Consider the following 25,032-nt stretch of genomic DNA (forward strand, 5'->3'; position numbering starts at 1 on the left):
GTCTCCGTTTATTTGCGCTCAGGACTGTTTTATTCGCGTTCGAGGCTGTCGAGCAGGCGGTCGATCAGGGCTTGGGAAGCGCCTTGATAGGCCATCGGCTCGAACAACGCCGCAATTTTTTCCGGCGAAAGATGCGCAGTGACCTGCGAATCAGCTGCGAGCACCTCGCGCAGATGCTTCTTCTCGGCGACCGCGCGCTTGCTCGCGGCCTCGACGAGGTGATGCGCATCGTTCTTGCCGATCGTCTCGGCCAGCGCAAAGGTGACCGCTTCCGCCATGATCAGCCCGTGCGTCGCATCGAGATTGCTGCGCATGCGCGCCGCATCGACGTCCAGTCCTTCCGCGATGTCGACGATGGCTGCGAGGGCACCGGAGGTGACCAGCATTAATTGCGGCAGTGTCGGCCATTCCGCGTGCCAGGGGCCAGCGCTGCGCTCATGGTCCTGTACCTGCGCAGCGAATATCGTCGCGGCGAGCTGCGGCGCCATGGTTGCGCAGCCGAGCGCGCTTGCGGCGGCCACCGGGTTGCGCTTGTGCGGCATGGTCGAGGAGCCGCCGCGGCCTTCGCCGGCAGGCTCGAACGCTTCGCCGACATCGGTCTGCATCATCAGTGAGACGTCGCGGGCGATCTTGCCGCAGCTGCCGGCGAGAATCGCGAAGGCTGATGCGGCTTCCGCGATGCGGTCGCGATGGGTGTGCCAGGGTGCTTCGGGCAGCGGCAGGTTCAGCTCCTGCGCCAGCCGTTCGGAAACCACGAGGCCCTTGTCGCCAAGTGCTGCAAGCGTGCCGGCCGCGCCGCCGAATTGCAGTGCGAGGCCCTCGCGGGAGAGCCGCCTCAAGCGGCAGCGGGCGCGGGCAAGGCTTGCTGCGTATTCGGCAGCCTTCAGCCCGAACGGCATCGGCAGGGCGTGCTGGAGCCAGGTTCGCGCCACCATTGCCGTGTTGCGGTGGGCTCGTGCCAGCGCGGCAAAGCCTTTAATGGCGCGGCCGAGATCGGCGTCCAGCGCAACGATGCCGGCGCGAAGCGTGAGCATGGTCGCGGTGTCGATGACGTCCTGGCTGGTCGCGCCCCAATGCACGTAGCGTGCGGCCTCTGCATCGGTCCTGGCGACATTGGCGGTCAACGTCTTGACCAGGGGGATCGCGAGATTGCCGGATCGCGTGGCGGCCTCAGCCAGCGCGGCCATGTCAAAGGTATCGGCCTTGCAAGCGGCTTCGATCGGGCCCACCGCGGACGCGGGAATCACACTTGTGGCCGCCTCGGCTCGGGCCAGGGCTGCCTCGAAATCGAGCATGTTCTGGAGGGTCGACCGGTCGTCGCAGACCGCGCGCATGGCTACGCTCGACAGCATCGGCGCGAGCAGGGGGGAGAGGGATGTGCTCATATCGTGCGGGACCTAACCACCATGGCCCGCCTGTGCCAATCCCAAACCACCGGCGCAAGCTTTTTGCAGTTGCGAATATGCATTGCACGTGACCGGGGGCCACCCTTTGCTTTTGCCGCCTCGCTGCGGTACTTGAGCAGCATTATAGTTGCGCGATCCAAGTTCGATATCCCGGGAGGCACCCATGGCCATGACGATGAACGGCGAAGTCCAGCTTGCGGCGCCGCGCGAGGCCGTGTGGGCCAAGCTCAACGATGCCGAGGTGCTGAAGGCCTGCATCCCCGGCTGCGAGGAGCTGGAGAAGACCGATGATGGCGGCTTTCGCGCGACGGCGAAAATGAAGGTCGGGCCGGTGTCGGCGCGCTTCAAGGGCAAGGTCACGCTGTCCGATCTCGACCCGCCGAACGGCTACAAGATCTCCGGCGAAGGCGAGGGCGGGGTAGCCGGCTTCGCCAAGGGTGGCGCCGTGGTCAAGCTTGCGGAGAAGGACGGCGGCACGCTTTTGTCCTACGAGGTCGAGGCGCAGATCGGCGGCAAGTTGGCGCAGCTCGGCCAGCGCCTGATCAACGGCGCCGCCAAGAAACTGGCCGACGAATTTTTCGCGAACTTCGCCAAGGCGGTACAGGGCTGAAGGCCAATACCTCAAGCATGGCGCCTTTCGGCATATCGCGTTTTGTCATGGCGCCTTGCATTCCCGGCGATGTTGCCCCGGGGCATAATGGCCCATATGATGGGTTGGAATAATTATAAGAACCGCTTCGACGGGACCCGTCGGGGCGCTGATAGAGAGTGCTTATGGCAAAAATCTCCCTCATCGTGAACGGCAATCCTGTCACGGCCAATGTCGATCCCCGCACCCTGCTGGTGCAGTTCCTGCGCGAGAATCTGCGGCTCACCGGCACCCATGTTGGCTGCGACACCTCACAGTGCGGCGCCTGCGTTGTGCATCTGGACGGCAAGGCCGTGAAGTCCTGCACCACGCTCGCGGTGATGGCCGATGGCCACGAGGTCAAGACGATCGAGGGGCTGGCCGCCGACGGCGCGCCGCTGCATCCGATGCAGGAGGCCTTCCGCGAACACCACGGCCTACAGTGCGGCTTCTGCACGCCCGGCATGATCATGACCGCGATCGACATCGTCCATCGCAAGGGCAACGAGCTCGACGACCACACCATCCGCGAGGAGCTGGAAGGCAATCTCTGCCGCTGCACCGGCTACCAGAACATCGTCACCTCGATCTCCGCCGGCGCCAAGGCGATGGCGAAATCCGATCTCGCGTAAACCGCGCGCGCACTCTGCGATCAGGACATTCAGATGTACGATTTCAAATACCATCGCCCCGGGACCGTTCGGCAGGCCGCCAACCTCCTGGTGAAGAACGAAGACGCCAAGGTGATCGCCGGCGGCCACACGCTGATTCCCGTCATGAAGCAGCGCCTCGCCAGCCCGCCGCATCTGGTCGACCTCTCTCATATCGATGGGCTCAACACGATCGAGATGAAGGGCCGCGCGCTCGTGATCGGTGCCACCGCCCGGCATGCCGAGGTCGCAAGCTCCGCCATCGTCGGCGAGGCGATCCCGGCGCTCGCGAACCTTGCCGGCCAGATCGGCGATCCCGCCGTGCGCCACAAGGGCACGATCGGCGGCTCGCTCGCCAACAACGATCCGACCGCGGACTATCCGGCTGCGGTGTTGGCGCTCGGCGCCACCATCGTCACCAACAAGCGGCGCCTCAAGGCAGAAGAGTACTTCCAGGGCCTGTTCACGACGGCGCTCGAGGCCGACGAGATCATCACCAAGGTAATGTTCCCGCTGCCGAAGAAGGCGGCCTATATCAAATTCCGCAACCAGGCCTCGCGTTACGCGCTGGTCGGCGTGTTCGTGACGCGGCGTCCCTCCGATGTTCGGGTCGCGGTCACCGGCGCCGGCTCCGAAGGCGTGTTCCGTGTCACCGCGTTCGAGGAAGCCCTGAAGAAGCGCTTCGCCGCGAAGGCGCTTGACGGCATCGAGGTGCCGGCGGACGGCCTCAACAGCGACATCCATGGCAGCGCCGAATACCGCGCGCACCTCATCGGCGTGCTGACGCGGCGTGCCCTCGATGCCGCCAACGCCAAGGAGTGAGTGATCCTCACGCCTCGGCCCAAACTTGTCCCCGGTGAGGGCGTAGCGAGACTGGCTTTTTCATGACCTCAGCGGCCAACACGTCCGGTGCCTTGCCGGCATCGGTCGATTCGATGCTCGAACTCCTGACGTCGCGCGGCTATCTCGCCGAGCGATCGCTGGCCACGGTGACCTATCTGTCGCTGCGCATGGGCCGGCCGCTGTTTCTGGAAGGCGAGGCCGGCGTCGGCAAGACCGAGATCGCAAAAGTGCTGTCGGCGGCCCTTGGGCGGAAGCTGATCCGCCTGCAGTGTTACGAAGGCCTCGACGTCTCCTCGGCGGTCTACGAGTGGAATAGCGCCGCGCAGATGATCGCGATCCGGATGGCGGAAGCGGCCGGCGACACCGATCGCGATCAATTGTCATCCGACATTTTCGCCGATCGCTACATGATCAAGCGACCGCTGCTCCAGGCGCTGGAGCCCGACGTCGCCGGGCCGCCGGTGCTGCTGATCGACGAGCTCGACCGCGCCGACGAAGCGTTCGAGGCGTATCTGCTCGAAATCCTCAGCGACTTCCAGGTAACGATCCCCGAATTCGGCACCGTGAAGGCGCCGAGCCCGCCGATCGTCATCATCACCTCCAACCGCACCCGCGAGATCCACGACGCGCTGAAACGGCGCTGTCTCTATCACTGGGTCGATTATCCCGACGCCGACCGCGAGCTCGCGATCGTCAAGTCGCGCGTGCCGGGCATCTCGGCAAAATTGTCGCAGCAGGTCGTGCGCTTCGTCCAGGCGCTGCGCAATCAGGATTTCTACAAGTCGCCGGGCGTTGCCGAGACCATCGACTGGGCCACCGCTTTGTCCGAGCTCGACGCCCGATCGCTGACCCCGCAAGTGGTTGGCGACACGCTGGGCGCGCTGCTCAAATACCAGGACGACATCACGCGGATGCAGGGCGACACCTTGCAGAAGGTGCTGAAGGACGTGACGAGCGAGAATTGACGCGCGTGCGTCACAACAACCCCGTCATTCCGGGGCGACGCGCAAGCGGCGAGCCCGGAATCCATAACCACGATCGGGAGTATGGATTCCGGGCTCGCGCCAAGCGGCGCGCCCCGGAATGACGGAGCAAGGATGAACCATGGCCATCAACCACCTTGCGCCTGAGCAGACCGAGCAATTCGCCGACAACATCGTCGGCTTCGCCCGCGCGCTGCGTTCGGCCGGCATGCCGGTCGGGCCGGGTGCGGTCATCGATGCCATGAGCGCGCTTGAGGTGATCGACATCGGCAAACGCGTCGACGTCTTCACCACCCTGGAGGCGATCTTCGTCAAGCGCCACGAGCATGCGCTGATCTTCAAGCAGGCCTTCAACCTGTTCTTCCGCGCCTCGGAAGAGTGGAAGCACATGCTGGATTCGGTGCCGTTGCCGGAGCAAGCCAAAAAGAAGCCACAGGCCGGCTCGCGCCGTGTGCAGGAGGCGATGTCGCAACCGCGCATGACGGAGACGCCGCAGCACCAGGAGCAGGATTTGCGCCTGTCTGTCTCGGACAAGGAAATCCTTCAGAAAAAGGATTTTGCGCAGATGAGCGCGGCAGAGATCACCGAAGCGCTCCGCGCCGTCGAGCGGATGCGATTGCCGCAGGCCGAGCTTTTGACGCGCCGGCACCTGCCCGATCCCCGCGGCCTGCGCCTCGACCTCCGCCGCACGCTGCGCGCCTCGCTGCGCACTGGCGGCGACATCATCGACATCCGTCGTCTCGGGCGGATCGAGAAACCGGCGCCGATCGTCGCGCTGCTCGACATCTCGGGTTCGATGAGCGAGTACACCCGCCTGTTCCTGCATTTCCTGCATGCCATAGGGGACGCGCGCAAACGTGTCTCGGTGTTCCTGTTCGGCACTCGCCTCACCAACGTGACCCGGGCGCTGCGCCAGCGCGACCCCGACGAGGCGCTGGCGAGCTGCTCGGCCTCGGTCGAGGACTGGGCCGGCGGCACCCGGATCTCGGCTTCCCTGCACAATTTCAACAAATTGTGGGCGCGGCGCGTGCTGAGCCAGGGCGCCATCGTGCTGCTGATCTCCGACGGGCTGGAGCGGGAGGCCGATTCCAAGCTCGCCTTCGAGATGGACCGGCTGCACCGCTCCTGCCGGCGGCTGATCTGGCTCAACCCGCTGCTGCGGTTTGGCGGCTTCGAGGCCAAGGCCCAGGGCATCAAAATGATGCTGCCGCACGTTGACGAATTCCGCCCCGTACATAATTTGAGCTCGATTCAGGAGCTGATCACTACGCTCTCCCGGCCGCTTCCGCCGCATCACCGCAGCCTGATCCGCTCCGCAGCCTGAGAGGTAGCCATGCTCGATCGCGACGAGGATATTCTGAAGGCGGCGGAGGACTGGCAGAAGGCCGGCCGTGGCGTCGCGCTGGCCACCGTAGTGGAGACCTGGGGCTCGGCACCGCGTCCGGCGGGCTCGAGCCTCGTCATCAACGACGAGGGCACGTTCCTGGGGTCCGTCTCCGGCGGCTGCGTCGAGGGCGCCGTGGTCACCGAGGCCATGGATGTGATCCAGAGCGGCAAGCCCAGGATGCTGGAGTTTGGCGTCGCCGACGAGACTGCCTGGAATGTCGGGCTGTCCTGCGGCGGCACCATCCGCGTCTTCGTCGAGAAGGTCGGCTAGCCGTGAAGCTCGCAATCCTGCACGAACTCAATGCCGAGCGCGCCGCGCGCCGCCCGGTGATCCTGGTGACCGACACCGAGAGCGGCGAGCAGCGCCTGGTGAAGGCCGACGACTTCAGTAAGGATCCTTTGCGCGCCGAGCTCGACAAGCAGCTCCGCATGGGCAAAAGCGCCAGTGTCGAAGCCGGCGGCAAGAAGCTCTTCCTCAACGTCTACGCGCCGACCGCAAAGCTCGTCATCGTCGGCGCCGTTCATATCAGCCAGGCCCTGGCGCCGCTGGCGCGCTCGCTCGGCTACGACGTCACCGTAGTCGACCCGCGCACGGCCTTTGCGAGCCCGGAGCGCTTCCCCGACATTCCGCTGGTTGCGGAATGGCCCGACACGGCGCTGCCGTCGCTTAATGTCGATGCCTATACAGCTTTCGTCGCGGTAACGCACGATCCCAAGATCGACGACCCCGCGCTGCTGCACGCCTTCGAGCGCAACTGCTTCTATATCGGCGCGCTCGGCTCGCGGAAGACGCACGCCAAGCGCGGCGACCGGCTGCGGGCGCAGGGCGCCAAGGAGGCTGACATCGTGCGCATCCACGCGCCGATCGGGCTTGCGATCGGTGCGGTCTCGCCATCCGAGATCGCGGTGTCGATCATGGCCGAGATCACGGCGGTGCTTCGCCTCCCGCCCAAAGAAAAAGAAGAAGCCGCATGAAGTTCGGCCCGGCGAGTCCCAAGGATGCGATCGGCGGGGTGACCGTCCACACCCTGCGCCAGGGACCGCTGGTGTTGAAAAAGGGCACGACGATCGGGCCCACCGAGGTCGCGGCGCTGGAGCGCGCCGGCATCAAGGACGTCGTGGTGGTGCGGATGGAGGAGGGCGATGTCTCCGAGGACATCGCGGCTGCCAGCATCGCACTCGCCGTTGGTGGCGATGGCATTCACGTCGAGCGTGCCTTCACCGGTCGCGCCAATCTGTTCGCCGCGCGCCCGGGCGTGCTGGTGATCGATCGCGCCGCGGTGGACCGCATCAACAATATCGACGAGGCCATTACCTTTGCCACGCTCTCCGCCTTCAAGCCGGTGGTCGAGGGCGAGATGGTTGGCACCGTCAAGATCATCCCGTTCGGCGTCGAAGGGAACTTGCGTGATGCCGCGGTGAAGGCCGCGGGTCGCGACGTGCTGAAGATCGCACCTTACGCGATCAAGCGTGTCGGCGTGGTCTCGACCCTGCTGCCCGGCCTGTCCTCCAAGGTGATCGACAAGACGTTGCGCGTCACCGCCGAGCGGCTGGCGCCGGCCGGGGCCGGCATCATCGCCGAGCGGCGGGTCCCGCATGAGGAGCAGGCGCTGTCGGCTGCGATCAAGGAATTGCTGGGTCTTGGCGCCGAACTCGTCATCGTGTTCGGGGCATCCGCGATCGCCGACCGCCGCGACGTGATCCCTGCGGCGGTGACCGGAATCGGCGGCGAGATCGAGCATTTCGGCATGCCGGTCGATCCCGGCAATCTACTGCTGATTGCCCGGGCCGGCACTGTGCCTGTGCTGGGTGCGCCCGGCTGCGCGCGCTCGCCGGTCGAGAACGGCTTTGACTGGGTGCTGATGCGGCTCCTGGCCGGCATCAAGGTGACGCGTTCCGAGCTGATGGGCATGGGCGTCGGCGGTCTCCTGATGGAGATCGTTACACGCCCGCAGCCGCGCGCAAAACCGGAGATCGAGGGAAACAACCAGGTCGCAGTCATCGTGCTCGCGGCAGGCCGCTCGACCCGGATGGGCGGACCGAACAAGCTTCTAGCCGAGCTCGACGGCAAGACGCTGGTGCGAATCGCGACCGAGCAGGCGCTGGCCTCCAAGGCGTCCGAGGTGATCGTCGTTACCGGCCATCAGACCGAGCTGATCGAGCAAGCCTTGCAAGGCCTCAAGGTGCGTTTCGTCAGGAATCCGGATTTCGCCGGCGGCATCGCAAGCTCCGTCAAGGCCGGGATCGCGGCCGTCCCCGAGACGTCCGACGGCGCCGTGGTCTGCCTCGGCGACATGCCGCTGATCGACGCCGGTCTGATCGACCGCCTCATCGACGCGTTCGCACCGGACCGCGGCAATCTCATCGTCGTGCCCGTCAGCGAGGGCCGCCGCGGCAATCCCGTGCTGTGGTCGCGCCGCTTCTTCAAGGAGTTGATGACGCTCGACGGCGATGTCGGCGCGCGCCATCTGATCGCCAAGCACACCGAGGCAGTCGCCGAAGTGCCGGTGGATGGCGAGAGCGCCTTCCTCGACATCGACACGCCGCAGGCGTTGGAAGCGGCACGGCGGGGATAGCTCTTGTAGGGTGGGTTAGCGAAGCGTAACCCACCACGCTTCACCGGTCGCGGAACGAAGTTGGTGGATTACGCTTCGCTAATCCACCCTACGAAGCGCCTCCCAGCCTGCCGATTTCAACGCCCCGTTCACCATCTGGAAACGACCGGCGCTTACAGTCCACTCCACCTGCCTTGGGGGGAGGGATTTTTCCATGGCTTCGAACGTCGTCGCGCGCCGTTGCGCGATGTTTTTCTTTGCGCTGTCCGTGTGCGTCGCGGGCGCTCGCCATATCACGGATGCGCACGCCGCCGGTGCATTTGCGGTCGGCAAGTGTGGCGCCTATGGCCAGGCCTTTGATTATGGCGCCGAGCACGAAGCGCGTGCGGCGGCGCAGAAGCAGTGCAAGGGCGATTGCACGACCGTGACGATGAAGCGCGCCTGCGCCGCGATGTCGGTCGACCTTTCCAATCCCTGCGGTGCCTATGGCTATGCCGTCAAGCCGAAGATCTCGGCCACGCTCAATGCCGCGACGCGCGAATGCTACAAATACGGCGGCAAGGAATGCGTGATCCGCGCCTGGGCCTGCGACGCAAAGGGTTGATTCCTCTTGCCGTCATTCCGATGGTGCGTAGCATCGAGTCCGGAATGACAGTCGGGGAGTTGCATGCAGTTCGATACCAAAATCGCCATCGTGATCCGCACCGATCTTCAGGCCTGGCAGAAGCTCAATGTCGCGGCCTTCCTCACCAGCGGCATCGCCGCAGCCTTTCCGGAATGCATCGGCGAGCCCTATGAGGACGCGTCGGGCACGAAATATCACGCGCTCATCGGCCAGCCCGTCCTGATCTATGGCGCCGACGGTCCCGCATTGACGCGCGCGCTCGATCGGGCACTGACGCGTAGCGTCAAGCCGGCGGTCTACACCGAGGACATGTTCAAGACCACGCACGATGCTGCCAATCGCGAAGCGGTGAGGGCGGTGGCGCGGGCCGATCTCAACCTCGTCGGACTCGCGGTGCGCGCCGAGCGCAAGGTGATCGACAAGATCGTTGATGGGCTGAAGTTTCATAGTTGACGTGAACGCGCGCGGTCTTGCGCGCGCTTCCACTTGCGATGCCTTATCCCGGCGGCATGCCCGCGAATTTCGGCAGGTCCGGGTCAAGACGATCCCAGTCATGTCCGCGCGCGGCGAAAGTGACCGCCTGCGGCTTGTAGCGGGCAGGCTCGTCGAGGCTAGCGGCGCGGATCGTAAAGACGTCGGGCTGTGCCGCGAAGGTCATGTACACAGGCACGCCGCACTGGGTGCAGAAACCGCGCGTCTTCACGTTGCCGCTGTTGGCGACCATGTCCCAATGCTTCGCCTCGCCGGTAAGCGTCACGCCGGCGCGCGCGAAGGTTACGTAGGAGCCGTGGCCGCTGCCGCTTTCGCGCTGGCAGTCCCGGCATTGGCAGTGATTGCTGAACAGGGGCTCACTAGCGATCGAATAGCGGATCGCGCCGCAGGCGCAGCCGCCGGTAAACGGATTGGTCATTGCGACAACTCCTTACTTATCTTCGCCGCTGATCTCGTCGAGCTGGCGGACGACCTTCTTCCAGCCGCCGCTCATGCCCGTGTAGGCGGATTCGTTCCTGGGTATGACGAAGCCCGCATGAACCAGACGGATCCGCGTGCCGGCCTCCACCGGGGTGAGGGACCACGTCACGATAGTGTCGAGCGGCGCGCCGTAGCCGGTGTTGCGCTCATCGCCGCCCTTCCAGGCGTAGACGAGGCGCCGGTTCGGCATGACTTCAAGGACGCGGCAATGGATGACGCCATCCCAGGCGCCGCCCGGCGTGGTCTGATAGGTGAAGGTGTTGCCTTCGACAGGCTCGAAACCGCTCGGCGGCATCAGCCAGCGCGCGATCAGCTGGGCGCTGGTCAGCGCCTTCCAGATCGTCTCCGGCGCGTGAGGGAGCACCTCGTCGAGGACGATGTCTTTTGTCTCGGCTTTCAATTCAACAGCACTCACGGGTCGATCTCCTTCAAGAGGTCACGCAGGTTCTGGAAGCGCTCGCGCCAGAACACGCCGTAATGGTCCATCCAGGAGACCAGCGGTTCGAGGCCTTGCGGCGCGGCACGGTAATAGACGTTGCGGCCCTCGGCACGCTCGGCGACGAGGCCGGCCTGCTTGAGGGACTTCAAATGTTGCGAGATCGCGCCTTGCGTCACGCCGCTGCCGCGCGTGAGCTCGGCGACGCTGATCTCCTTGCTCTCGAAGACGCGCTCGAACACGGCGCGCCGGGTTGGATCGGCAAGGGCGCGCATCACTGTGGTGACGGGATTTGGGGCGGCTTCGATCATAGAAGTTAGATTAGTATACGCTAATGAATTAGTCAAGACTAATTTGTTGGCCACTAGGTCCGCAATGCTGTGCCTTGACTATGACTGACCAGTCAGTCATCTTGTGCGGATGATCAAGAAGCCCGCCAAAGCCACCACGCCGCCCGCAACTCGCGCCAACGCGAAGGCCTCTGCACGTGCTGACAACGACCCGGCCCCCGCGTCGAGCCGTGCCACGCGTGCGGCGGAACGGCGTGCGGCGATCGTGGATGCCGCGATGGAGGAATTCATCGCGCGCGGCTTTGCCGCGACGCGGCTCGACGACATCGCGAAGCGCGCGGGTGTCGCCAAGGGCACCATCTACCTGCACTTCAGGGACAAGGAATCGATGTTCGAGGAGCTGGTGCGGACCGTGATCGTGCCTGTTGTGACGCGGTTGACGGCATTGCCGCCGCCGGCGGGCTCGGTGCGCGATCTCGTCGAGACGTTTGCCAGCAACTTCCTGAAGGAAGTCATCGGCACCAGGCGCGGCGATCTCGTGCGCCTGATCGTGGCCGAGGGACCGCGCTTTCCCTCCGTGGCCGATTTCTACTACCGCGAGGTCGTCTCACGCGGCATCGCCGCCATGCGCGCGCTGATCGAACTCGCCATCGCCCGCGGCGAGATACGCCAGAAGAACCTGGCGCATTACCCGCAGATCCTGGTCGCACCCGCGATGATCGCGGTGATCTGGCAGAGCCTGTTTGCGCGGCACGCGCCGCTCGACGCGCAGGACATGCTGCGCGTTCATCTCGATTTGATTTTTGGCGAACGGAGCACGACATGAGGTCGTCGCAGGTAATTTTCGGAGCTGCACTGATCATCGCGCTCGCAACCGGGCTTGCCGGGTGCCAGGAGAAACGTGAGCCCGGCTTCCAGGGCTGGGTCGAGGCCGACATGATCTTCGTCAGCCCGGACGAAGCGGGCCGCGTGACGAAGCTGAACATCCGCGAGGGCGACGAGGTCAAGGTCGGCGATCACCTCTATTCCGTCGACGATGATCTCCAGCTTGCCGATCTCAACCAGAACAAGGCGACGCTTGCCAACGCGCAGCAGACCTATGACCGCGCGGCTTCGCTGAGCAAGACCGGCTCGGGCACGCAGGCCAATCTCGACTCGGCCGTCTCCGCCTTGCGCGTCGCCGAGGCGCGGGTGGCGACCTCGGAGACGCGGATGGCGCGTCGCAAGGGCTTTGCGCCCGTTGCCGGTACCATCCAGCAGATCTATTTTCGCGAGGGCGAAATGGTGGCGGCGCAGCGGCCGGTGCTCTCGATCATGCCGCCCGGCAACATGAAGCTGCGCTTCTTCGTGCCGGAGACCGAGCTGCCGAAGCTTGCGATCGGCGATACCGTGCGGGTCGCGTGCGACAATTGCGCCGCCGATCTCACCGCAAAGATCTATTTCATCGCGACTTCGGCCGAATACACCCCGCCGGTCATTTACAGTCTCGAGGAGCGCAACAAGCTCGTCTATCTGATCCAGGCGCGGCCGTCGCGCCCCGATGCGCTGCGCGTCGGACAACCCATCGACGTCCATTTCAATCCAAAAACCCCGGTGGCGGACAAGCGATGAGCGGCGGCAATGGCATCGCGATCGACGTCAAGGGCCTGACCAAGTCGTTCGGTGGCCGCGAGGTCGTGCACGATTTGTCAATGCAGGTGAAGCGCGGTTCGATCTACGGCTTCCTCGGCCCGAACGGCTCGGGCAAGACGACGACCATCCGCATCCTCTGCGGCCTGCTCACGCCCGACAGCGGCGAGGGCACCTGCCTCGGCTACGATATCAGGCGCGATGCGGAAAAGATCAAGCGCCAGGTCGGCTACATGACCCAGCGCTTCAGCCTCTATCAGGATCTCTCCGTCCGCGAAAACCTCGAATTCGTCGCGCGCCTGTACGGCCTTCGCGATGCACGCGGCGCCGCGCGCGACATGATCAAGCGGCTGGGGCTCTCGGGCCGCGAGGAGCAGCTCGCGGGTGAGCTCTCCGGTGGCTGGAAGCAGCGGCTGGCGTTGGGTGCCTGCACATTGCCCAGTCCGAAGCTGCTGCTGCTCGACGAGCCGACCGCCGGCGTCGATCCCAAAGCGCGGCGCGATTTCTGGAACGAGATTCATGCACTGGCGGCCGACGGTCTCACCGTGCTGGTCTCGACACACTACATGGACGAGGCCGAGCGCTGTCACGAGATCGCCTATATCGCCTATGGCCATCTGCTCGTGCACGGCACCGTGGAGGAGGTGATCGCGAAATCCGCGCTGACGACTTACACCGTGACGGGCGAGGACCTGAACGAGCTCACGGCTGCGCTTACCGGCAAGCCGGGAATCGACATGGTGGCGCCGTTTGGTACGTCGCTGCACGTCTCCGGCCGCGACGTCGCCGCGCTCGAAGCCAGCATCGCGCCGTGGCGCGAGAAAAGCGGGCTGCACTGGCATCAATCATCGCCGTCACTGGAAGACGTCTTCATCGAATTGATGGGCCGTTCCAAGGACAACTTCCAATGAGTGCCGTCGACGGTCCCGAACCACGGCACGCGATCCGGGAGCGCTTCGGTTTCTGGAGGCGCTCCTATGCGATGCTGATCAAGGAGTTCATCCAGCTCAGGCGCGACCGCGTGTCGTTTGCGATGATCGTGATGCTGCCGGTGATGCAGCTGCTCTTGTTCGGCTATGCCATCAACACCACGCCGCACAATCTGCCGAGCGCGGTGCTGCTCCAGGAGGATTCCGATCTCGCCCGCTCGATCCTGAAGGCGCTGGAGAATACGGCCTATTTCCGCTTCATCTACGAGGTGCACGACGTCGACGATTTCGACAATTTGCTGAAGTCCGGCAAGGTGCTGTTCGGCGTCGAGATCCCGCGCGGCTTCGAGCGGGCGGTACGGCGCGGCGACAGACCTGCGCTGCTGGTTGCGGCCGACGCGACCGATCCGGTCGCAGCGAGCGCGGCGATCGGCTCGCTCGGCATGGTCGTGCAGACCGCACTCAAACACGATCTCTACATCGGAAATCCCCCGGAGATGCCATTCGAGATCCGCGCCCACGCCCGCTACAACCCCGCCGCCGCGTCGAGCCTCAACATCGTGCCGGGCCTCGTCGGCACTATCCTCACCATGACCATGCTGATCTTCACCGCGCTCTCGGTCACGCGCGAGGTCGAACGCGGCACGATGGAGAGCCTGTTGTCGATGCCGATCAGGCCGGTCGAGGTGATGTTCGGAAAGATCATCCCTTACGTGCTGGTTGGGTTCGTGCAGGCGTTTCTCATTATCGGCATCGGGGTCGGCCTGTTCGGCGTGCCGGTGCTCGGCAATCTGTTCCTGCTGGCGCTGCTCTCGACGCTGTTCATCACGACCAATCTGGCGATCGGGTACACGATCTCGACGCTGGTGCAGAATCAGCTCCAGGCGATGCAGATGTCGATGATGTTCTTCCTGCCGAGCATCTTGCTGTCCGGCTTCATGTTCCCGTTCGCCGGGATGCCGGCCTGGGCGCAATATGTCGGCGAGTGCCTGCCGCTGACGCATTATTTGCGCATCGTCCGCGCCATCATGCTGAAGGGCGCGAGCATGCAAAACTTGCGCTTTGACGCGTTGGCCCTGGCGGTCCTGATGCTGCTCGCCATGACCATCGCCGTGACGCGCTTCCGCCGCACGCTGGATTGAGGCAAGATGCCGCTGGAATCAAGGGGGCGGAATGGTCAGTTTTGCGAGCAGGAAGGCCCGGCAGCATGCCGTGATGTCCGAGGACTTCGAACGCGAGCTGACGCGCGAAGTGCTGCGCACCGAGCTCGTACGGGTGAGGGCGCTGATCACGACGGGGTGCGTCATCGTCGTGTTCCTCACCGCGATCTATCTCGTCGATTCCTCCGTGGTGCAGCGGGTCTGGCGGGGCACGGAGGGGCTTGCCGAGGTCTATGGTCTCCTGACCGGCTTCATCCTGTTCGAGGTCTGGGTCCATAGCCAGATCAGGCGAAACCTCAAGCTCGACCGCGATCTGCCGGTGATCCGGCGCTATATCGGTGCGCTGATCGAGACCTCGCTGCCGACCGTTATCCTGATCCTGCAGATCCGCAGCATGGGTGCGAGCCAGGCGCTCGGCTTCGTCGTGCCGCTGATCTATTTCATCTTCGTCATTCTCTCGACCCTGCGGCTCGACTTCTGGCTGTCCACCTTCACCGGCTTCGTTGCTGCGGGTGAGCTGCTCACCGTGGCGCTGATCTTCGACCCCGTCAGCGGGAGCGGCGAGCCGCAGATCTATTTCCACGCGGTGCGAAGCACCATCATCCTGATCTGTGGCGTGCTTGCAGGCGCGGTCGGTGCGCAGCTCCGGCGCCAGTTCGCCGCGAGCATTGCGGCGGCGACCGCGCGCGACCGGGTGACCAACCTGTTCGGCCAGCACGTTTCCCCTCAGGTGGTGGAGCGGCTGATGGCGGCGGGGACGAGCGCCGCCGGCGACCTCCGCCGCGTTGCCGTGATGTTCGTCGATTTCCGCGGCTTCACCACGGGCGCGCAGTCGCGCACCCCGCAGGAGGTGGTCGATAGGCTCGACGGTGCCTTCGCCGTGCTGGTCGACATTCTCGACCGCGAGGGTGGCATCGTGAACAAGTTTCTGGGCGACGGCTTTCTTGCCCTGTTCGGCGCCCCGCTCGAGACCTCCGACGCCGCGCACCGCGCGGTCGCCGCGGGCCGCGAGATGCTGACCGCGATGGAGCGCATCAACGCGCAGACGAGCTGGCCGCTCAGAATCGGAATCGGCATCCATTTCGGCGAGGTCGTCGCCGGCAATATCGGCTCGCCCCGGCGCAAGGAATACACCGTCATCGGAGACACCGTGAACTTCGCCTCCCGGCTGGAGGCGCTGAACAAGGAGTTCGGCTCGCAGCTCCTGATCTCCGCGGCCGTCCGCGAGGCGCTGGGCGAGGACGGCAGCGATGCCGTCGCGCTCGGCGAGGTCGAGGTGCGCGGCTATGAGCAGAAGGTGGCGGTGTTTCAATTGGGCTAACGCGCCTTCAAATGCGAGTCGCGCTTCGTTGAAGTGGGGCGCGCTTCGGTGAGGCGCGTGATGAACTATCTTTGCTAGCCTGGGTCTTGCATTGTAGAAGCCGCTTCTCGGCTTCAAGCACGTCATCGCGATTGCTCCGATTGCACCGAATATTGGGGCATGACGAGCGATGTCGTCGGCTTGTAGACTGGCGGTGATGCGGCCGGTTGTGGTCGCGACTTGCGTGAGGAAGCGAAGATGCAGCGCCGCTACATCACCGTCGACGTGTTCACCGACCGCGCCTTCGGCGGCAACCAGCTCGCCGTGGTGCTCGATGCCGGCGGGTTGTCGACCGCGCAAATGCAGTCGGTCGCGACCGAGTTCAACTATTCCGAGACGACCTTCGTGCTGCCGCCGCGCGACAACGCGAATGATGCCGAGGTGCGCATCTTCACGCCTGTCAGGGAGCTTCCTTTCGCTGGCCATCCCAATGTCGGTACCGCCTTCGTGCTGGCGACGATCGCGAAGGAGCCGAAGCCGCGCCTGCGGTTCGAGGAGAAGGCGGGGCTGGTGCCGATCGATATCTCGCGAGAGCAGGGCCGCGTGATCAGCACCGAGCTCACCGCACCACAGCCTTTGGCGCGCCTGTCGCAATTGTCTGCCGCTGATGCCGCAAGCTGCATCTCGCTCAGTGCAGACGACATCAAGGTCGACCGTCACGCGCCGCAGGTCGTCAGCGTTGGAACGCCGTTTCTGGTGATTGAGGTGCATTCGCGCGATGCGCTCAAGCGAGCAAGGCCCGACGCGGCGGCCTTCGGCAAGGTATTTCCGTGCGACGGCGCATTCTCGGCGTGGTTCTATACGCGCGATGTGCCCGCGGCGGAGGCGCCTTGCGAGCGGCAGGCGCGGATGTTCATGCGCGGCGCCGGCGGCCTCGCCGAAGACCCCGCCACCGGCAGCGCCACAGTTGCCGCAGCCGCGCTGTTCGCCGAGCTCAATGCCACGCGCGATGGCGAGTTGAAGCTCACGGTTGGGCAGGGTTTTGACATGGGCCGGCCGAGCATCCTGCAGACGCGCGTGAGCAAGCAGGACGGCAAGATCGTCTCGGCCCATGTCGGCGGGCAATGCGTGCAGATGATGGAAGGGACGTTTAGGCTGGCGGGAGAGGGGTAGGCTTTCGCCATTCGCCGTTTTAGTTGTGCACTACGCACCGAAGTTAGAATCGTCATCCTGACGCGCGAGCTCTTGCGAGCCTCGAAGGATGAACGGCCGAGGTGCGACCTCCGCGGCACGCCGTCGTCCTTCGAGGGCCGCTGAAGAAGCGGCCACCTCAGGATGACGGCTACGGATAGAGTCGTCGTCCTTCTTCTGCTCAAGCGGACGGTACACGAACGGCCGCTACACCTGCCGCCCCGCCAGATTCTTCACTGCCACCCCATCGCGCTCCTCGATGATCTCCGCAATCATCTGGCGGTGGCAATGGGTGTGGTCGCGCTCGTAGCAGAGCAGGCAGACGGGACCGGCTTTCTTCACCAGTGCCGAGAGCTCGTCCATCTGCTCGCGGGCCTCCGGCGTCTTCAGGTGCTTTGAGAAAAAATCTTCTCCAGCACATCGTATTGCCCGCTGCGGGCGGCGAGGCGGCCTTCCTTGGGCGTTCCGAGCGCGGCGAGGTGGACATAGGCGATGCCGCGTTCGTCGAGTCCTGCGGACAATTGCCTCTTGGAAAAGCCGGGCCGGCGCGATGACGTCACCGCGCGCACGTCGACGACGAGCTTGACGCCGGATTGCTCCAACTCGTCGAGTACGGCCTTTGGCGGCGTCTGCTCATAGCCGATGGTGAAGAGCTTTTTGGCCTTTGCCATGAGACACCTTTAGCGAAACACCTCAACTCACTCGTGCGATCAGTTCCATCGCGCCGGCCGGCGCGCGCACCTTGCCCTCGTGGATGACATAGGCGAAAACGTCGCGCGGCTCCTTCTTCGGCTTGGCCTTGTCGACCTTCGGCAGGTCGTCGGGTTCGCTCCCCTCGGCCCAGTCCTGAAAGCGCTTGGCCCAGGCATCGAGCTGCTTCGGCGGATAGCACGTCTTGATCTCGTCATTGCCCTTTTGAAGCCGGGCATAGACGAAATCGCCGGCGACGTCGGCGATACCAGGATATTTGCCGTGCTCGGCGAACACGACGGGCGTCCCGAATTCGCGGATCAGCGCGACGAAATCCGGCGTGCAGAAACTGTCGTGACGGACCTCGACGACATGGCGCAGCGCGCGTCCGTCGAGCTTGCGCGGCAACAGCTCGAGGAACTTACCGAAATCGGCACCGTCGAATTTTTTGGTCGGCGCGAACTGCCACAGCACCGGCCCAAGATGATCGCCCAGTTCCAGCACGCCGGAATCATAGAAACGTTTGATGGAATCGCCAGCCTCGGCCAGCACGCGCCGGTTGGTGGCAAAGCGCGGCCCCTTGACCGAGAACACAAAACCATCAGGCACCTCGCTCGCCCATTTGCGAAAGCTCTCCGGTTTTTGCGAGCCGTAATAGGTGCCGTTGATCTCGATCGAGCTCAGCTTCGAGGCGGCGTAGGACAGCTCCTTGGCTTGCGTGAGCTTCTCCGGATAGAACACGCCGCGCCAAGGCTCGAACGTCCAGCCGCCGATGCCGATGTAGATGTTGCCGGATTTTTTGGACGCGGTTTTTGCTTTGGCCACGGGAGGATCTCGGATGACGGGAGGAGGGCCTCCATCCTAATCAAACCAGTTGTGATTGGCCAGTTGCGACGTCCCGTCTAAGCTCGCGACGGATCTGCGAAAAAAGGAGAACAAGATGCGGATGCTGATGGTGGGAGCGGCGCTCGTCATGATGACATCTGCTGCCATGATATCTTCAGTCATGGCCGACGATGACGATGCCAAGGGTGCGCAGAAGCTCGCCATGCAGGGCCGCGACGATTATTGGCATTGCCTGGCGCGGGAATATTCGCGCGACGGCAATCAGGGCCTGTCGGAACAGGACTTTGGCCGCTCCGTCGCCGGAGCCTGTCCGTCGGAGCGGCAATATTACCGGGTGGCACTGCTCGATTATCTCACCACGCAATATCCGGCTATCGATGCCGGCGCCCATCTCGCGACCGCGAACAGGGCGGTGGAGGCGGCCCAGAAGGACATCGTGACGGCCTTCGTCAAGCACAAGCCGCCGCAGAAATAGCCCATTGAACCGGTGCGTCCGGCAAGCCCTTCCGGCAGCGCGCTCATCCATGGTATCACTGGGCGCATCTGGAACAGGGATGGGTTTCCATGTCGTCTGAGTCGGTGGGGGGCATTTTGGGCGTGATCGTCGCGGCGATCGTGCTTGCGGTCGCCGTCGTCTTTGGGCCGATCGGCCAGTACGGCAAGCCGCCCAAACCTGCGAAGGCCGAGCCGGCCGGGGCTGCGGCGCCGGCGGCCCCTGCCGCGCCCGTGCCGCGAGGGCCGGTGATCAAGGAAGTCCCGAACCAGTAAGGGTGTGAAAAAGGCCTCTTTCGCCCCTTGTAAAGCGGCGTTGCCGTTCCCATTTAGCTTTTAACGGCGACGTTGAGCGAAAAACTCCGGCGCTGGAACGACCTTGGAATAGCACAGGCTGCGCCGGATGTACGCGCGGCCCGCCGTTCCGGGGTCGTTGGCATTTTTGGGCCCCTTTTGGGCCGCTCCCCCAGAGAACCCCCGGCTTGCTAGCGCAAGTTCTTGGCAGCACAGGACGCGGCGGATATACGCTGCCGTCATGAATGAAGCGATCAGACCGGGCTCCGACATCCCACAGGCGGCCTCACCGGCGCCGGAATTGTCGGTCGTCGTCCCGACCTTCAACGAACGCGACAATGTCACGGTGCTGTACCGGCGGCTGGAGGCAGCCTTGGCCGGCGTCGCCTGGGAAGTCGTGTTCGTCGACGATAATTCGCCTGACGGCACGTGGGATGTCGTGCGCGCGCTGGCACAGCGCGACAGCCGCGTGCGCTGTGTCCGCCGTATCGGCCGCCGCGGCCTGTCGGGGGCCTGCATCGAGGGCATCCTGGCTTCCAGCGCGCCCTATGCGGCGGTGATCGACGCCGACCTCCAGCACGACGAGACGCAACTGCCGAAGATGCTGTCGCTGCTCGCGAGCGGGCAGGCCGAACTCGTGGTCGGCAGCCGCTACATCGAGGGCTACAAGAGCGAAGGCTTCAACAAGCAGCGCGCCGGAGCCAGCGCGCTGGCAACGGAACTCGCCAGGAAAGCGCTGCGGGTCGAGATCGCCGATCCCATGAGCGGCTTCTTCATGGTTCGCCGCGACCGTTTCGAGCAGCTGGCGCCGAAACTTTCCGTGCACGGCTTCAAGATCCTGCTCGACCTCGTCGCCAGCGCGAACGGCACCTTGCGGGCCGTGGAAATCCCCTACACGTTCGGCGAGCGTCAGCACGGCGAGAGCAAGCTCGATTCCATGGTCGCGCTGGATTTTCTCGGCCTGGTGCTGGCGAAGTTCACCAACGATGCTGTCTCGTTACGTTTCCTGCTGTTCGCGATGGTCGGCGGGATCGGCCTCGTGGTGCATCTCACCACCCTGTTCATATCGCTCGAGCTGTTCAAGGAGCCGTTCGCGGAAGCGCAGGCCTCCGGCGCCATTGTCGCGATGACCAGCAATTTCGTCCTCAACAACTTCCTCACCTATCGCGACCAGCGGCTGAAGGGCTTTGCACTGCTGCGCGGCCTGATCGCGTTCTACATCGTGTGCAGCGTCGGCCTGCTCGCCAATGTCGGGGTCGCCTTCTCGGTCTACGACCAGGAGCCGATCTGGTGGCTTGCGGGTGCGGCCGGGGCGCTGATGGGCGTGGTGTGGAACTACGCGATGTCCGGACTGTTCGTCTGGCGCAAGAAGTAACTCTCGATGGGCAGGGCTGACGCGCGGATCGTCCGCAATACGGTGCTGGTGATCCTTGCGCTGGTCGGCTTGCGGCTCGTCGCAGCCGCCTTCACGCCGATCACCTTCGACGAAGCCTATTACTGGATGTGGTCACAGAACCTCGCCGGGGGATATTACGACCACCCGCCGATGGTTGCCTACGTCATCCGCGCCGGCACCATGATCGCGGGTAATACCGAACTCGGCGTGCGCCTGGTCTCGATCCTGCTCGCGCTCCCGATGAGCTACGCGGTCTATCGCTCCGCCGCGATTCTGATCGGCGGCGCGCGGGTGGCGGCGACCAGCGCCATCCTGCTCAACGTGACGCTGCTGGCCTCGGTCGGCACACTGATCGTCACGCCGGATGCGCCGCTTCTGGTTGCCTCCAGCTTCGTGCTGTTCTTTCTCGCCAAGGTGCTGGAGAGCGGCCGCGGCGTCTGGTGGCTCGCGGTCGGCGCAGCCGTCGGCGCAGCGCTACTGTCGAAATACACCGCGATGTTCTTCGGGCTGGCGATCCTGATCTGGCTCGTGACCGTGCCGAAACTGCGGCACTGGTTTCTCTCGCCGTGGCCGTATCTCGGCGGCCTCGTTGCGCTCGCGCTGTTCTCGCCGGTGATTCTCTGGAATGCCGATCATCAATGGGTCTCGTTCGCAAAGCAGCTCGGGCGCGCCAGGATCGAGGATTTTCGTCCGGTCTTCATTGCCGAGCTGATCCCGACCCAGATCGCGTTCGCAACCCCGCCGGTGTTTATCCTCGGCGCGATGGGGCTGCACGCGCTGACCTGGCGCCGGGCCGGTGCGCTGGCCTCGCGCGTGCTGATCGAGACGATGTTCTGGACCATCGTCGTCTATTTCGTCTGGCATTCGCTGCATGCCCGCGTCGAGGCCAACTGGTTCGCGCCGGTCTATCCGCCTTTCGTCGTCGCCGCGGCCGCCGCCGCCAATCTCGTGCAGTGGAAGCCGCGCCAGCGTAGCCTGGTGGATTTCTGCCTGCGCTGGGCCGCACCCGCCGGCATCGTGATGTTTGTCGCGCTGATCGTGCAGGCCAATACCGGCTGGCTGTCCGGCTATCGCCGCGATGCGACGGTGCGCAGCGTCGGCGTCGGCTGGCGCGAGCTCGCTGCCGAAATCGAAGCGGTGCGCGCCCGCAATGGTGCCACCTGCGTGCTTGCGCCGGACTACGGCACGACCGGCTGGCTCGCCTTCTATCTGCCGCCCGGCAGCTGCGTGGTGCAGCAGAACCAGCGCATCCGCTGGGCCAACATGCCCGAGCCCGATCCAAAACTGCTTGCGGGCAAGCTGATCTATGTCGACGAGCTGCGCTCTGGCGGCCATCCCGCCGTCCACGACCTCTTTGCGAAGGTGACGCAGGTCGCGCAATTGCAGCGCAAGCGCGGCCCGCTCGTGATCGAGACCTACGGCATCGATCTGCTCGAAGGCGCCAAGGGCGACGTGCTGGACCGCTCGCCACCGCCGGAAGCGCGGTAGCTCTTCGTCGGGACGACGGCGAAGGTCAGTCGATCATCGCGGCCTTGGTCGTGGTCTGGTTCGGCCTGTCCTGGTCGCGCCAGAACCAGACGGTCACGACGCCAGAGCGGCCGCGGACCTGCGTGAGCAGAGGGCCCGACAGAACGCCGTCTGGAGCGCCCTGGAAGTCGGCCGCATCCAGCAGCGTATCGCTGAGCGCGAGCTGCGCGCCGTTCTGGACGGCAACCTCCATCAACCGACTCGCGACGTTGACGGTGTCGCCCGTCGCCGTGATGTGCTGGTGGCTTTCGCCGAGGCGGGAGGCGACGATCGGGCCGAAATGCGCGCCGATCTTGAAGCCGAGCTGATCCCTGATCGCAGGCGGCAACGACGCGATCCAGCGTTCGACGCCGCGGTGCAGGTCGATCGCGCATTTCAGCGCGCGTGCGGCGTCGTCGGGCATTGCGCCGGGCAGACCGAACAGGATCATGGCGCCGTCGCCGAGAAAGCCGCTGATCATGCCGCCGCAATCGACCGCGGTCTTCTCGATCAGCGCGTGAAACGCCTTCAGAATGTCCTGTAGTTCGCCCGGATCGATCCGCTCGCTCAGCGCCGTGAAGCCGGAGAGATCGATGAAGACCACGGCTGCGTCCTGCCGGACGGGCTTCGACAGGAAATTCGGATCGCGCGCCAGCCACTCCTGCACGGCCGGCGCCTGGAATTGCGCGAGCGACCGGCTCTTGGCCGCGAAATATTGCGTGCGGCGGCCTCCCGCCCACAATTGCACGCCGGCAAAGACCGCAACCGGCGGTACCGCTGTGGCGAGCGTGGTTGCGGCGTTCAGCCAGACGCCGTGGGTGAACGCGAACAGATTGAAGCCGGCCCAGGCGATCATCACCGCGGCCGCCGCGACGATGCCGAGCGCGCTGCGCCGCCAGGCGAGCAGGCCGACCAGCAGCATCGGCAACAGGATCGCGATGAGCGCGTCGGCGATGTGGACCTTGCGGTCGCGGACGATGCTGTCGCCGGCGACGAGGTGGGTGATCGCGGTGGAGACCACTTCGACGCCGGGCATTAGGGAATCGAATGGCGTCGGGTAGAAATCACCGCCGCCGGCGACCGAGGCGCCGATCACGACGATGCGGTTCTCGATCGCGGAGCGTTTGAGCGTGCCGTCGAAGACGCTCTGCGCGCTGACGGTGCGGATGGTCCGGCGCGGCCCGTAATAGGTAATCGGCAGCGCGAAGTCGCTATCGGTGGGCACCGCGCGGTCGCCGAGCATCAGATGGTCCGGCGCGATCGTCAGCGACTTGTCGAGCGCCCGCGCCGCGACCCGCAACGGGAATGACAGCTCGACCTTGTCGCTGGTCCGGAACAGCATCGGCACCGAGAGCGGCGAGCCCGATTGTCCGGTCGCAACGTTGACGACGCCGACCTCGGCATGATCGGCGAACGCCGGCAAGGGCAGCAGGAAGCGCTCGGCCTGCGGCAGGGCGGCGAGGGGGCCTTGGCCGCTAGTCTCCACGGTCTCGCTGGCGGACGGGAAGATCGCCGCGGCGGCAAGCACCATGGGACCCGTAGCCAGCGTATTTGCCAGCGTAGCGTCGCCGATCGCAGCGCTGCGGTCGACCAGAAGCAGGTCGATCGCGACGACCTTCGGCTTGAACTGCACGATGGTGTCGACGACGCGGGCGAGATCGGCGCGCGGCAGCGGATAGCTGCCGCCGCGCTTCACGACGGTGTCGTCGATCGCGACGATGGTGACGAGATCGGGCGGAACCTGCACGCCGCGGACCTGCGTCCGCCAATCCGTCAGCGTCGCCTCGAGGCGATCGAGAAAGCGAAGATGTCCGTTGGCGTGGCCGGCATAGATGCCCGCGCCCCACAGCCCGGTGAGGACGAGTGCCACCAGGATCTGAACGCGTCGGCTACTCATGTGGTCGTGTTGCAATTTTTTCTATCGTCCAAATGCTGTTCGCCGAGCCCAGGTGACCCGAACTCATTGGCCTGGTCTTATTGACCTAGTCTTATTGGCCTAGTCTTATTGACCGAGCCTTGCCATCAGCGCGTCGACGCGCGGCTGGCCCCATGTCTTGACGGTCAACGGGTCTGTCGCTTCCACATCGACCCCTTGGCCGGGGCCTAAAACGACGCCGCGCCCACGGCTCCTGCGGCTCACGCCGACACGGCCGTCGGCGACGAAGACCGAGGTCTTGGCCTCTGCGACGTCGACCGCCCATTTCGTGCCGCGCACCGCGGCGATCGCTTGCGGCGTCAGCACCTTGAAGGGATTGCCGCCGGGCTTTTTGCGCACCTCGACCAACAGCGCTTTGCTGCTCAACTCCACGGAGTCTATATGTCCGTCGCGGTTGGCGTCCTTAAGTTCAAATCTGGCACCGCTTTCGGCAACGATCGTGATGCCGTTGTCGCAGCGCCAGGTCTGCGTACCGGCAGCGGATGGCGATGCTGTGCAGCCCGCATTGGCAGGCTGCGCGGCCGCGTATCCCATCGCCAAAGACGACCACAGCAGGACGAAAAACCCCGCGTGTGCGATCCCTCTCATGCCAGCCTCCGTTTGCGTGCCAGGCACAGTTCAAGGCGATGTTGATACGGTACCGTATCACACGCAGAGGCTGCTGAAAAGTGCCGGTTGACGTAGCTATTTTCTCGCTGCGGCCTTTTCTAGTGCGGTGCAATCAACTTTCAGTCAGGGCACCGGCTCCCCTGCGCGGTGTGATGTGGCTGCTGACAACCGCGCTGCGGCTGCGGAGAAGAGGGTGCTGTGCGCACCAGCCTCGCGCAACGTTTCCCCGCTATCTTCCGGGTATCGAAGACCACGAAAACGACTTGGTTGGATGGCCTTA

General features: G+C 64.8%; 27 protein-coding genes and 1 pseudogene. 20 read left to right on the forward strand and 8 right to left on the reverse strand.

All coding sequences use genetic code 11. From position 1 onward, the window contains the following. Window positions 1-29: 29 nt before the first annotated feature. Window positions 30-1,385 carry a 3-carboxy-cis,cis-muconate cycloisomerase gene (locus ABIC03_RS12255; protein WP_354058339.1) on the reverse strand — a complete coding sequence of 452 codons (1,356 nt, stop codon included), beginning with the start codon at window positions 1,383-1,385 and terminating at the stop codon, window positions 30-32. Between the two features lie 184 nt (window positions 1,386-1,569). Between ABIC03_RS12255 and ABIC03_RS12260 the strand changes: the two genes are divergently transcribed. The 10 genes from ABIC03_RS12260 (at window position 1,570) to ABIC03_RS12305 (ending at window position 9,529) form a co-directional block, all read left to right on the forward strand. Continuing rightward, a complete protein-coding gene (locus tag ABIC03_RS12260) occupies window positions 1,570-2,016 on the forward strand; it encodes an SRPBCC family protein (protein WP_018455582.1) in 447 nt (148 codons plus the stop codon). 164 nt (window positions 2,017-2,180) lie between these two features. Then, window positions 2,181-2,666, forward strand: coding sequence for a (2Fe-2S)-binding protein (locus tag ABIC03_RS12265; protein ID WP_007602418.1), 486 nt, complete (start codon window positions 2,181-2,183; stop codon window positions 2,664-2,666). Window positions 2,667-2,699: 33 nt separating this feature from the next. Continuing rightward, window positions 2,700-3,506 (forward strand): FAD binding domain-containing protein, encoded by an 807-nt coding sequence (locus ABIC03_RS12270; RefSeq protein ID WP_354058342.1) that lies wholly within the window; start codon window positions 2,700-2,702, stop codon window positions 3,504-3,506. Between the two features lie 62 nt (window positions 3,507-3,568). Then, window positions 3,569-4,492, forward strand: a complete 924-nt coding sequence (locus ABIC03_RS12275; RefSeq protein WP_354058346.1) for an AAA family ATPase — start codon at window positions 3,569-3,571, stop codon at window positions 4,490-4,492. A gap of 139 nt (window positions 4,493-4,631) precedes the next feature. Continuing rightward, window positions 4,632-5,834 carry a vWA domain-containing protein gene (locus tag ABIC03_RS12280; protein ID WP_354058348.1) on the forward strand — a complete coding sequence of 401 codons (1,203 nt, stop codon included), beginning with the start codon at window positions 4,632-4,634 and terminating at the stop codon, window positions 5,832-5,834. Window positions 5,835-5,843: 9 nt separating this feature from the next. After that, a complete protein-coding gene (locus ABIC03_RS12285; RefSeq protein ID WP_007602422.1) occupies window positions 5,844-6,167 on the forward strand; it encodes an XdhC family protein in 324 nt (107 codons plus the stop codon). Between the two features lie 2 nt (window positions 6,168-6,169). Beyond that, on the forward strand, window positions 6,170-6,871 hold the full coding sequence (locus tag ABIC03_RS12290; RefSeq protein ID WP_354058350.1) for an XdhC family protein: 702 nt from the start codon (window positions 6,170-6,172) through the stop codon (window positions 6,869-6,871). Next, entirely contained in the window at window positions 6,868-8,472 is a 1,605-nt protein-coding gene (locus ABIC03_RS12295; protein ID WP_354058352.1) for an NTP transferase domain-containing protein, read from the forward strand. The genes ABIC03_RS12290 and ABIC03_RS12295 overlap by 4 nt, the downstream gene beginning before the upstream one ends. 193 nt (window positions 8,473-8,665) lie before the next feature. Then, complete coding sequence (locus tag ABIC03_RS12300; RefSeq protein ID WP_007611990.1) at window positions 8,666-9,055, forward strand: DUF4189 domain-containing protein; 390 nt, start codon at window positions 8,666-8,668, stop codon at window positions 9,053-9,055. Window positions 9,056-9,118: 63 nt separating this feature from the next. Then, the gene (locus ABIC03_RS12305; RefSeq protein WP_354058354.1) at window positions 9,119-9,529 is read left to right on the forward strand and encodes a DUF2000 family protein; all 411 of its coding nucleotides are present in this window, start codon (window positions 9,119-9,121) and stop codon (window positions 9,527-9,529) included. 43 nt (window positions 9,530-9,572) lie between these two features. Here the strand turns inward: ABIC03_RS12305 and ABIC03_RS12310 are convergent, their stop codons facing one another. Genes ABIC03_RS12310 through ABIC03_RS12320 form a run of 3 tightly spaced genes read right to left on the reverse strand, consistent with a single transcriptional unit; the run spans window position 9,573 to window position 10,795 of the window. Next, window positions 9,573-9,986: a GFA family protein gene (locus tag ABIC03_RS12310; protein WP_354058356.1), complete on the reverse strand. Its 414-nt coding sequence runs from the start codon at window positions 9,984-9,986 to the stop codon at window positions 9,573-9,575. Window positions 9,987-9,998: 12 nt separating this feature from the next. Further along, on the reverse strand, window positions 9,999-10,463 hold the full coding sequence (locus ABIC03_RS12315) for an SRPBCC family protein (RefSeq protein ID WP_275170126.1): 465 nt from the start codon (window positions 10,461-10,463) through the stop codon (window positions 9,999-10,001). Then, entirely contained in the window at window positions 10,460-10,795 is a 336-nt protein-coding gene (locus tag ABIC03_RS12320; protein WP_007611986.1) for an ArsR/SmtB family transcription factor, read from the reverse strand. Before ABIC03_RS12320 ends, ABIC03_RS12315 begins: the two co-directional genes overlap by 4 nt. Window positions 10,796-10,904: 109 nt before the next feature. Here ABIC03_RS12320 and ABIC03_RS12325 point away from each other — a divergent pair, with 109 nt between their 5' ends. The 6 genes from ABIC03_RS12325 (at window position 10,905) to ABIC03_RS12350 (ending at window position 16,965) form a co-directional block, all read left to right on the forward strand. Next, window positions 10,905-11,600 (forward strand): TetR/AcrR family transcriptional regulator, encoded by a 696-nt coding sequence (locus tag ABIC03_RS12325; RefSeq protein WP_354058359.1) that lies wholly within the window; start codon window positions 10,905-10,907, stop codon window positions 11,598-11,600. Then, complete coding sequence (locus ABIC03_RS12330) at window positions 11,597-12,385, forward strand: HlyD family secretion protein (protein WP_354058361.1); 789 nt, start codon at window positions 11,597-11,599, stop codon at window positions 12,383-12,385. Before ABIC03_RS12325 ends, ABIC03_RS12330 begins: the two co-directional genes overlap by 4 nt. Beyond that, window positions 12,382-13,314, forward strand: coding sequence for an ABC transporter ATP-binding protein (locus tag ABIC03_RS12335; protein WP_106944523.1), 933 nt, complete (start codon window positions 12,382-12,384; stop codon window positions 13,312-13,314). The genes ABIC03_RS12330 and ABIC03_RS12335 overlap by 4 nt, the downstream gene beginning before the upstream one ends. Beyond that, window positions 13,311-14,474, forward strand: a complete 1,164-nt coding sequence (locus ABIC03_RS12340) for an ABC transporter permease (protein ID WP_354058363.1) — start codon at window positions 13,311-13,313, stop codon at window positions 14,472-14,474. Before ABIC03_RS12335 ends, ABIC03_RS12340 begins: the two co-directional genes overlap by 4 nt. A gap of 31 nt (window positions 14,475-14,505) precedes the next feature. Beyond that, complete coding sequence (locus tag ABIC03_RS12345; protein WP_354058365.1) at window positions 14,506-15,813, forward strand: adenylate/guanylate cyclase domain-containing protein; 1,308 nt, start codon at window positions 14,506-14,508, stop codon at window positions 15,811-15,813. A 237-nt stretch (window positions 15,814-16,050) separates the two neighbouring features. Continuing rightward, complete coding sequence (locus ABIC03_RS12350; RefSeq protein ID WP_354058367.1) at window positions 16,051-16,965, forward strand: PhzF family phenazine biosynthesis protein; 915 nt, start codon at window positions 16,051-16,053, stop codon at window positions 16,963-16,965. 225 nt (window positions 16,966-17,190) lie between these two features. On the opposite strand, the pseudogene ABIC03_RS12355 reads toward ABIC03_RS12350, so the two are convergent. Further along, a pseudogene (locus ABIC03_RS12355) lies at window positions 17,191-17,654 on the reverse strand (DUF488 domain-containing protein). 22 nt (window positions 17,655-17,676) lie between these two features. After that, window positions 17,677-18,498, reverse strand: a complete 822-nt coding sequence (locus ABIC03_RS12360) for a DUF72 domain-containing protein (protein WP_354058369.1) — start codon at window positions 18,496-18,498, stop codon at window positions 17,677-17,679. A gap of 115 nt (window positions 18,499-18,613) precedes the next feature. Here ABIC03_RS12360 and ABIC03_RS12365 point away from each other — a divergent pair, with 115 nt between their 5' ends. The 4 genes from ABIC03_RS12365 (at window position 18,614) to ABIC03_RS12380 (ending at window position 22,189) form a co-directional block, all read left to right on the forward strand. Beyond that, window positions 18,614-18,994 carry a hypothetical protein gene (locus ABIC03_RS12365; RefSeq protein ID WP_354058371.1) on the forward strand — a complete coding sequence of 127 codons (381 nt, stop codon included), beginning with the start codon at window positions 18,614-18,616 and terminating at the stop codon, window positions 18,992-18,994. Between the two features lie 89 nt (window positions 18,995-19,083). Beyond that, the gene (locus ABIC03_RS12370) at window positions 19,084-19,287 is read left to right on the forward strand and encodes a hypothetical protein (RefSeq protein ID WP_354058373.1); all 204 of its coding nucleotides are present in this window, start codon (window positions 19,084-19,086) and stop codon (window positions 19,285-19,287) included. 259 nt (window positions 19,288-19,546) lie between these two features. Then, window positions 19,547-20,680, forward strand: coding sequence for a glycosyltransferase family 2 protein (locus ABIC03_RS12375; RefSeq protein ID WP_354058375.1), 1,134 nt, complete (start codon window positions 19,547-19,549; stop codon window positions 20,678-20,680). 6 nt (window positions 20,681-20,686) lie between these two features. Further along, window positions 20,687-22,189 (forward strand): glycosyltransferase family 39 protein, encoded by a 1,503-nt coding sequence (locus ABIC03_RS12380; RefSeq protein ID WP_354058377.1) that lies wholly within the window; start codon window positions 20,687-20,689, stop codon window positions 22,187-22,189. 25 nt (window positions 22,190-22,214) lie between these two features. Here the strand turns inward: ABIC03_RS12380 and ABIC03_RS12385 are convergent, their stop codons facing one another. Then, a complete protein-coding gene (locus ABIC03_RS12385; RefSeq protein ID WP_354058379.1) occupies window positions 22,215-24,104 on the reverse strand; it encodes a CHASE2 domain-containing protein in 1,890 nt (629 codons plus the stop codon). Between the two features lie 105 nt (window positions 24,105-24,209). Next, complete coding sequence (locus tag ABIC03_RS12390) at window positions 24,210-24,731, reverse strand: FecR domain-containing protein (RefSeq protein ID WP_354058381.1); 522 nt, start codon at window positions 24,729-24,731, stop codon at window positions 24,210-24,212. Between the last annotated feature and the right edge of the window lie 301 nt (window positions 24,732-25,032).

The sequence above is a fragment of the Bradyrhizobium sp. RT6a genome (assembly GCF_040547675.1).
In the GTDB taxonomy this organism is placed as follows: Bacteria; Pseudomonadota; Alphaproteobacteria; order Rhizobiales; family Xanthobacteraceae; genus Bradyrhizobium.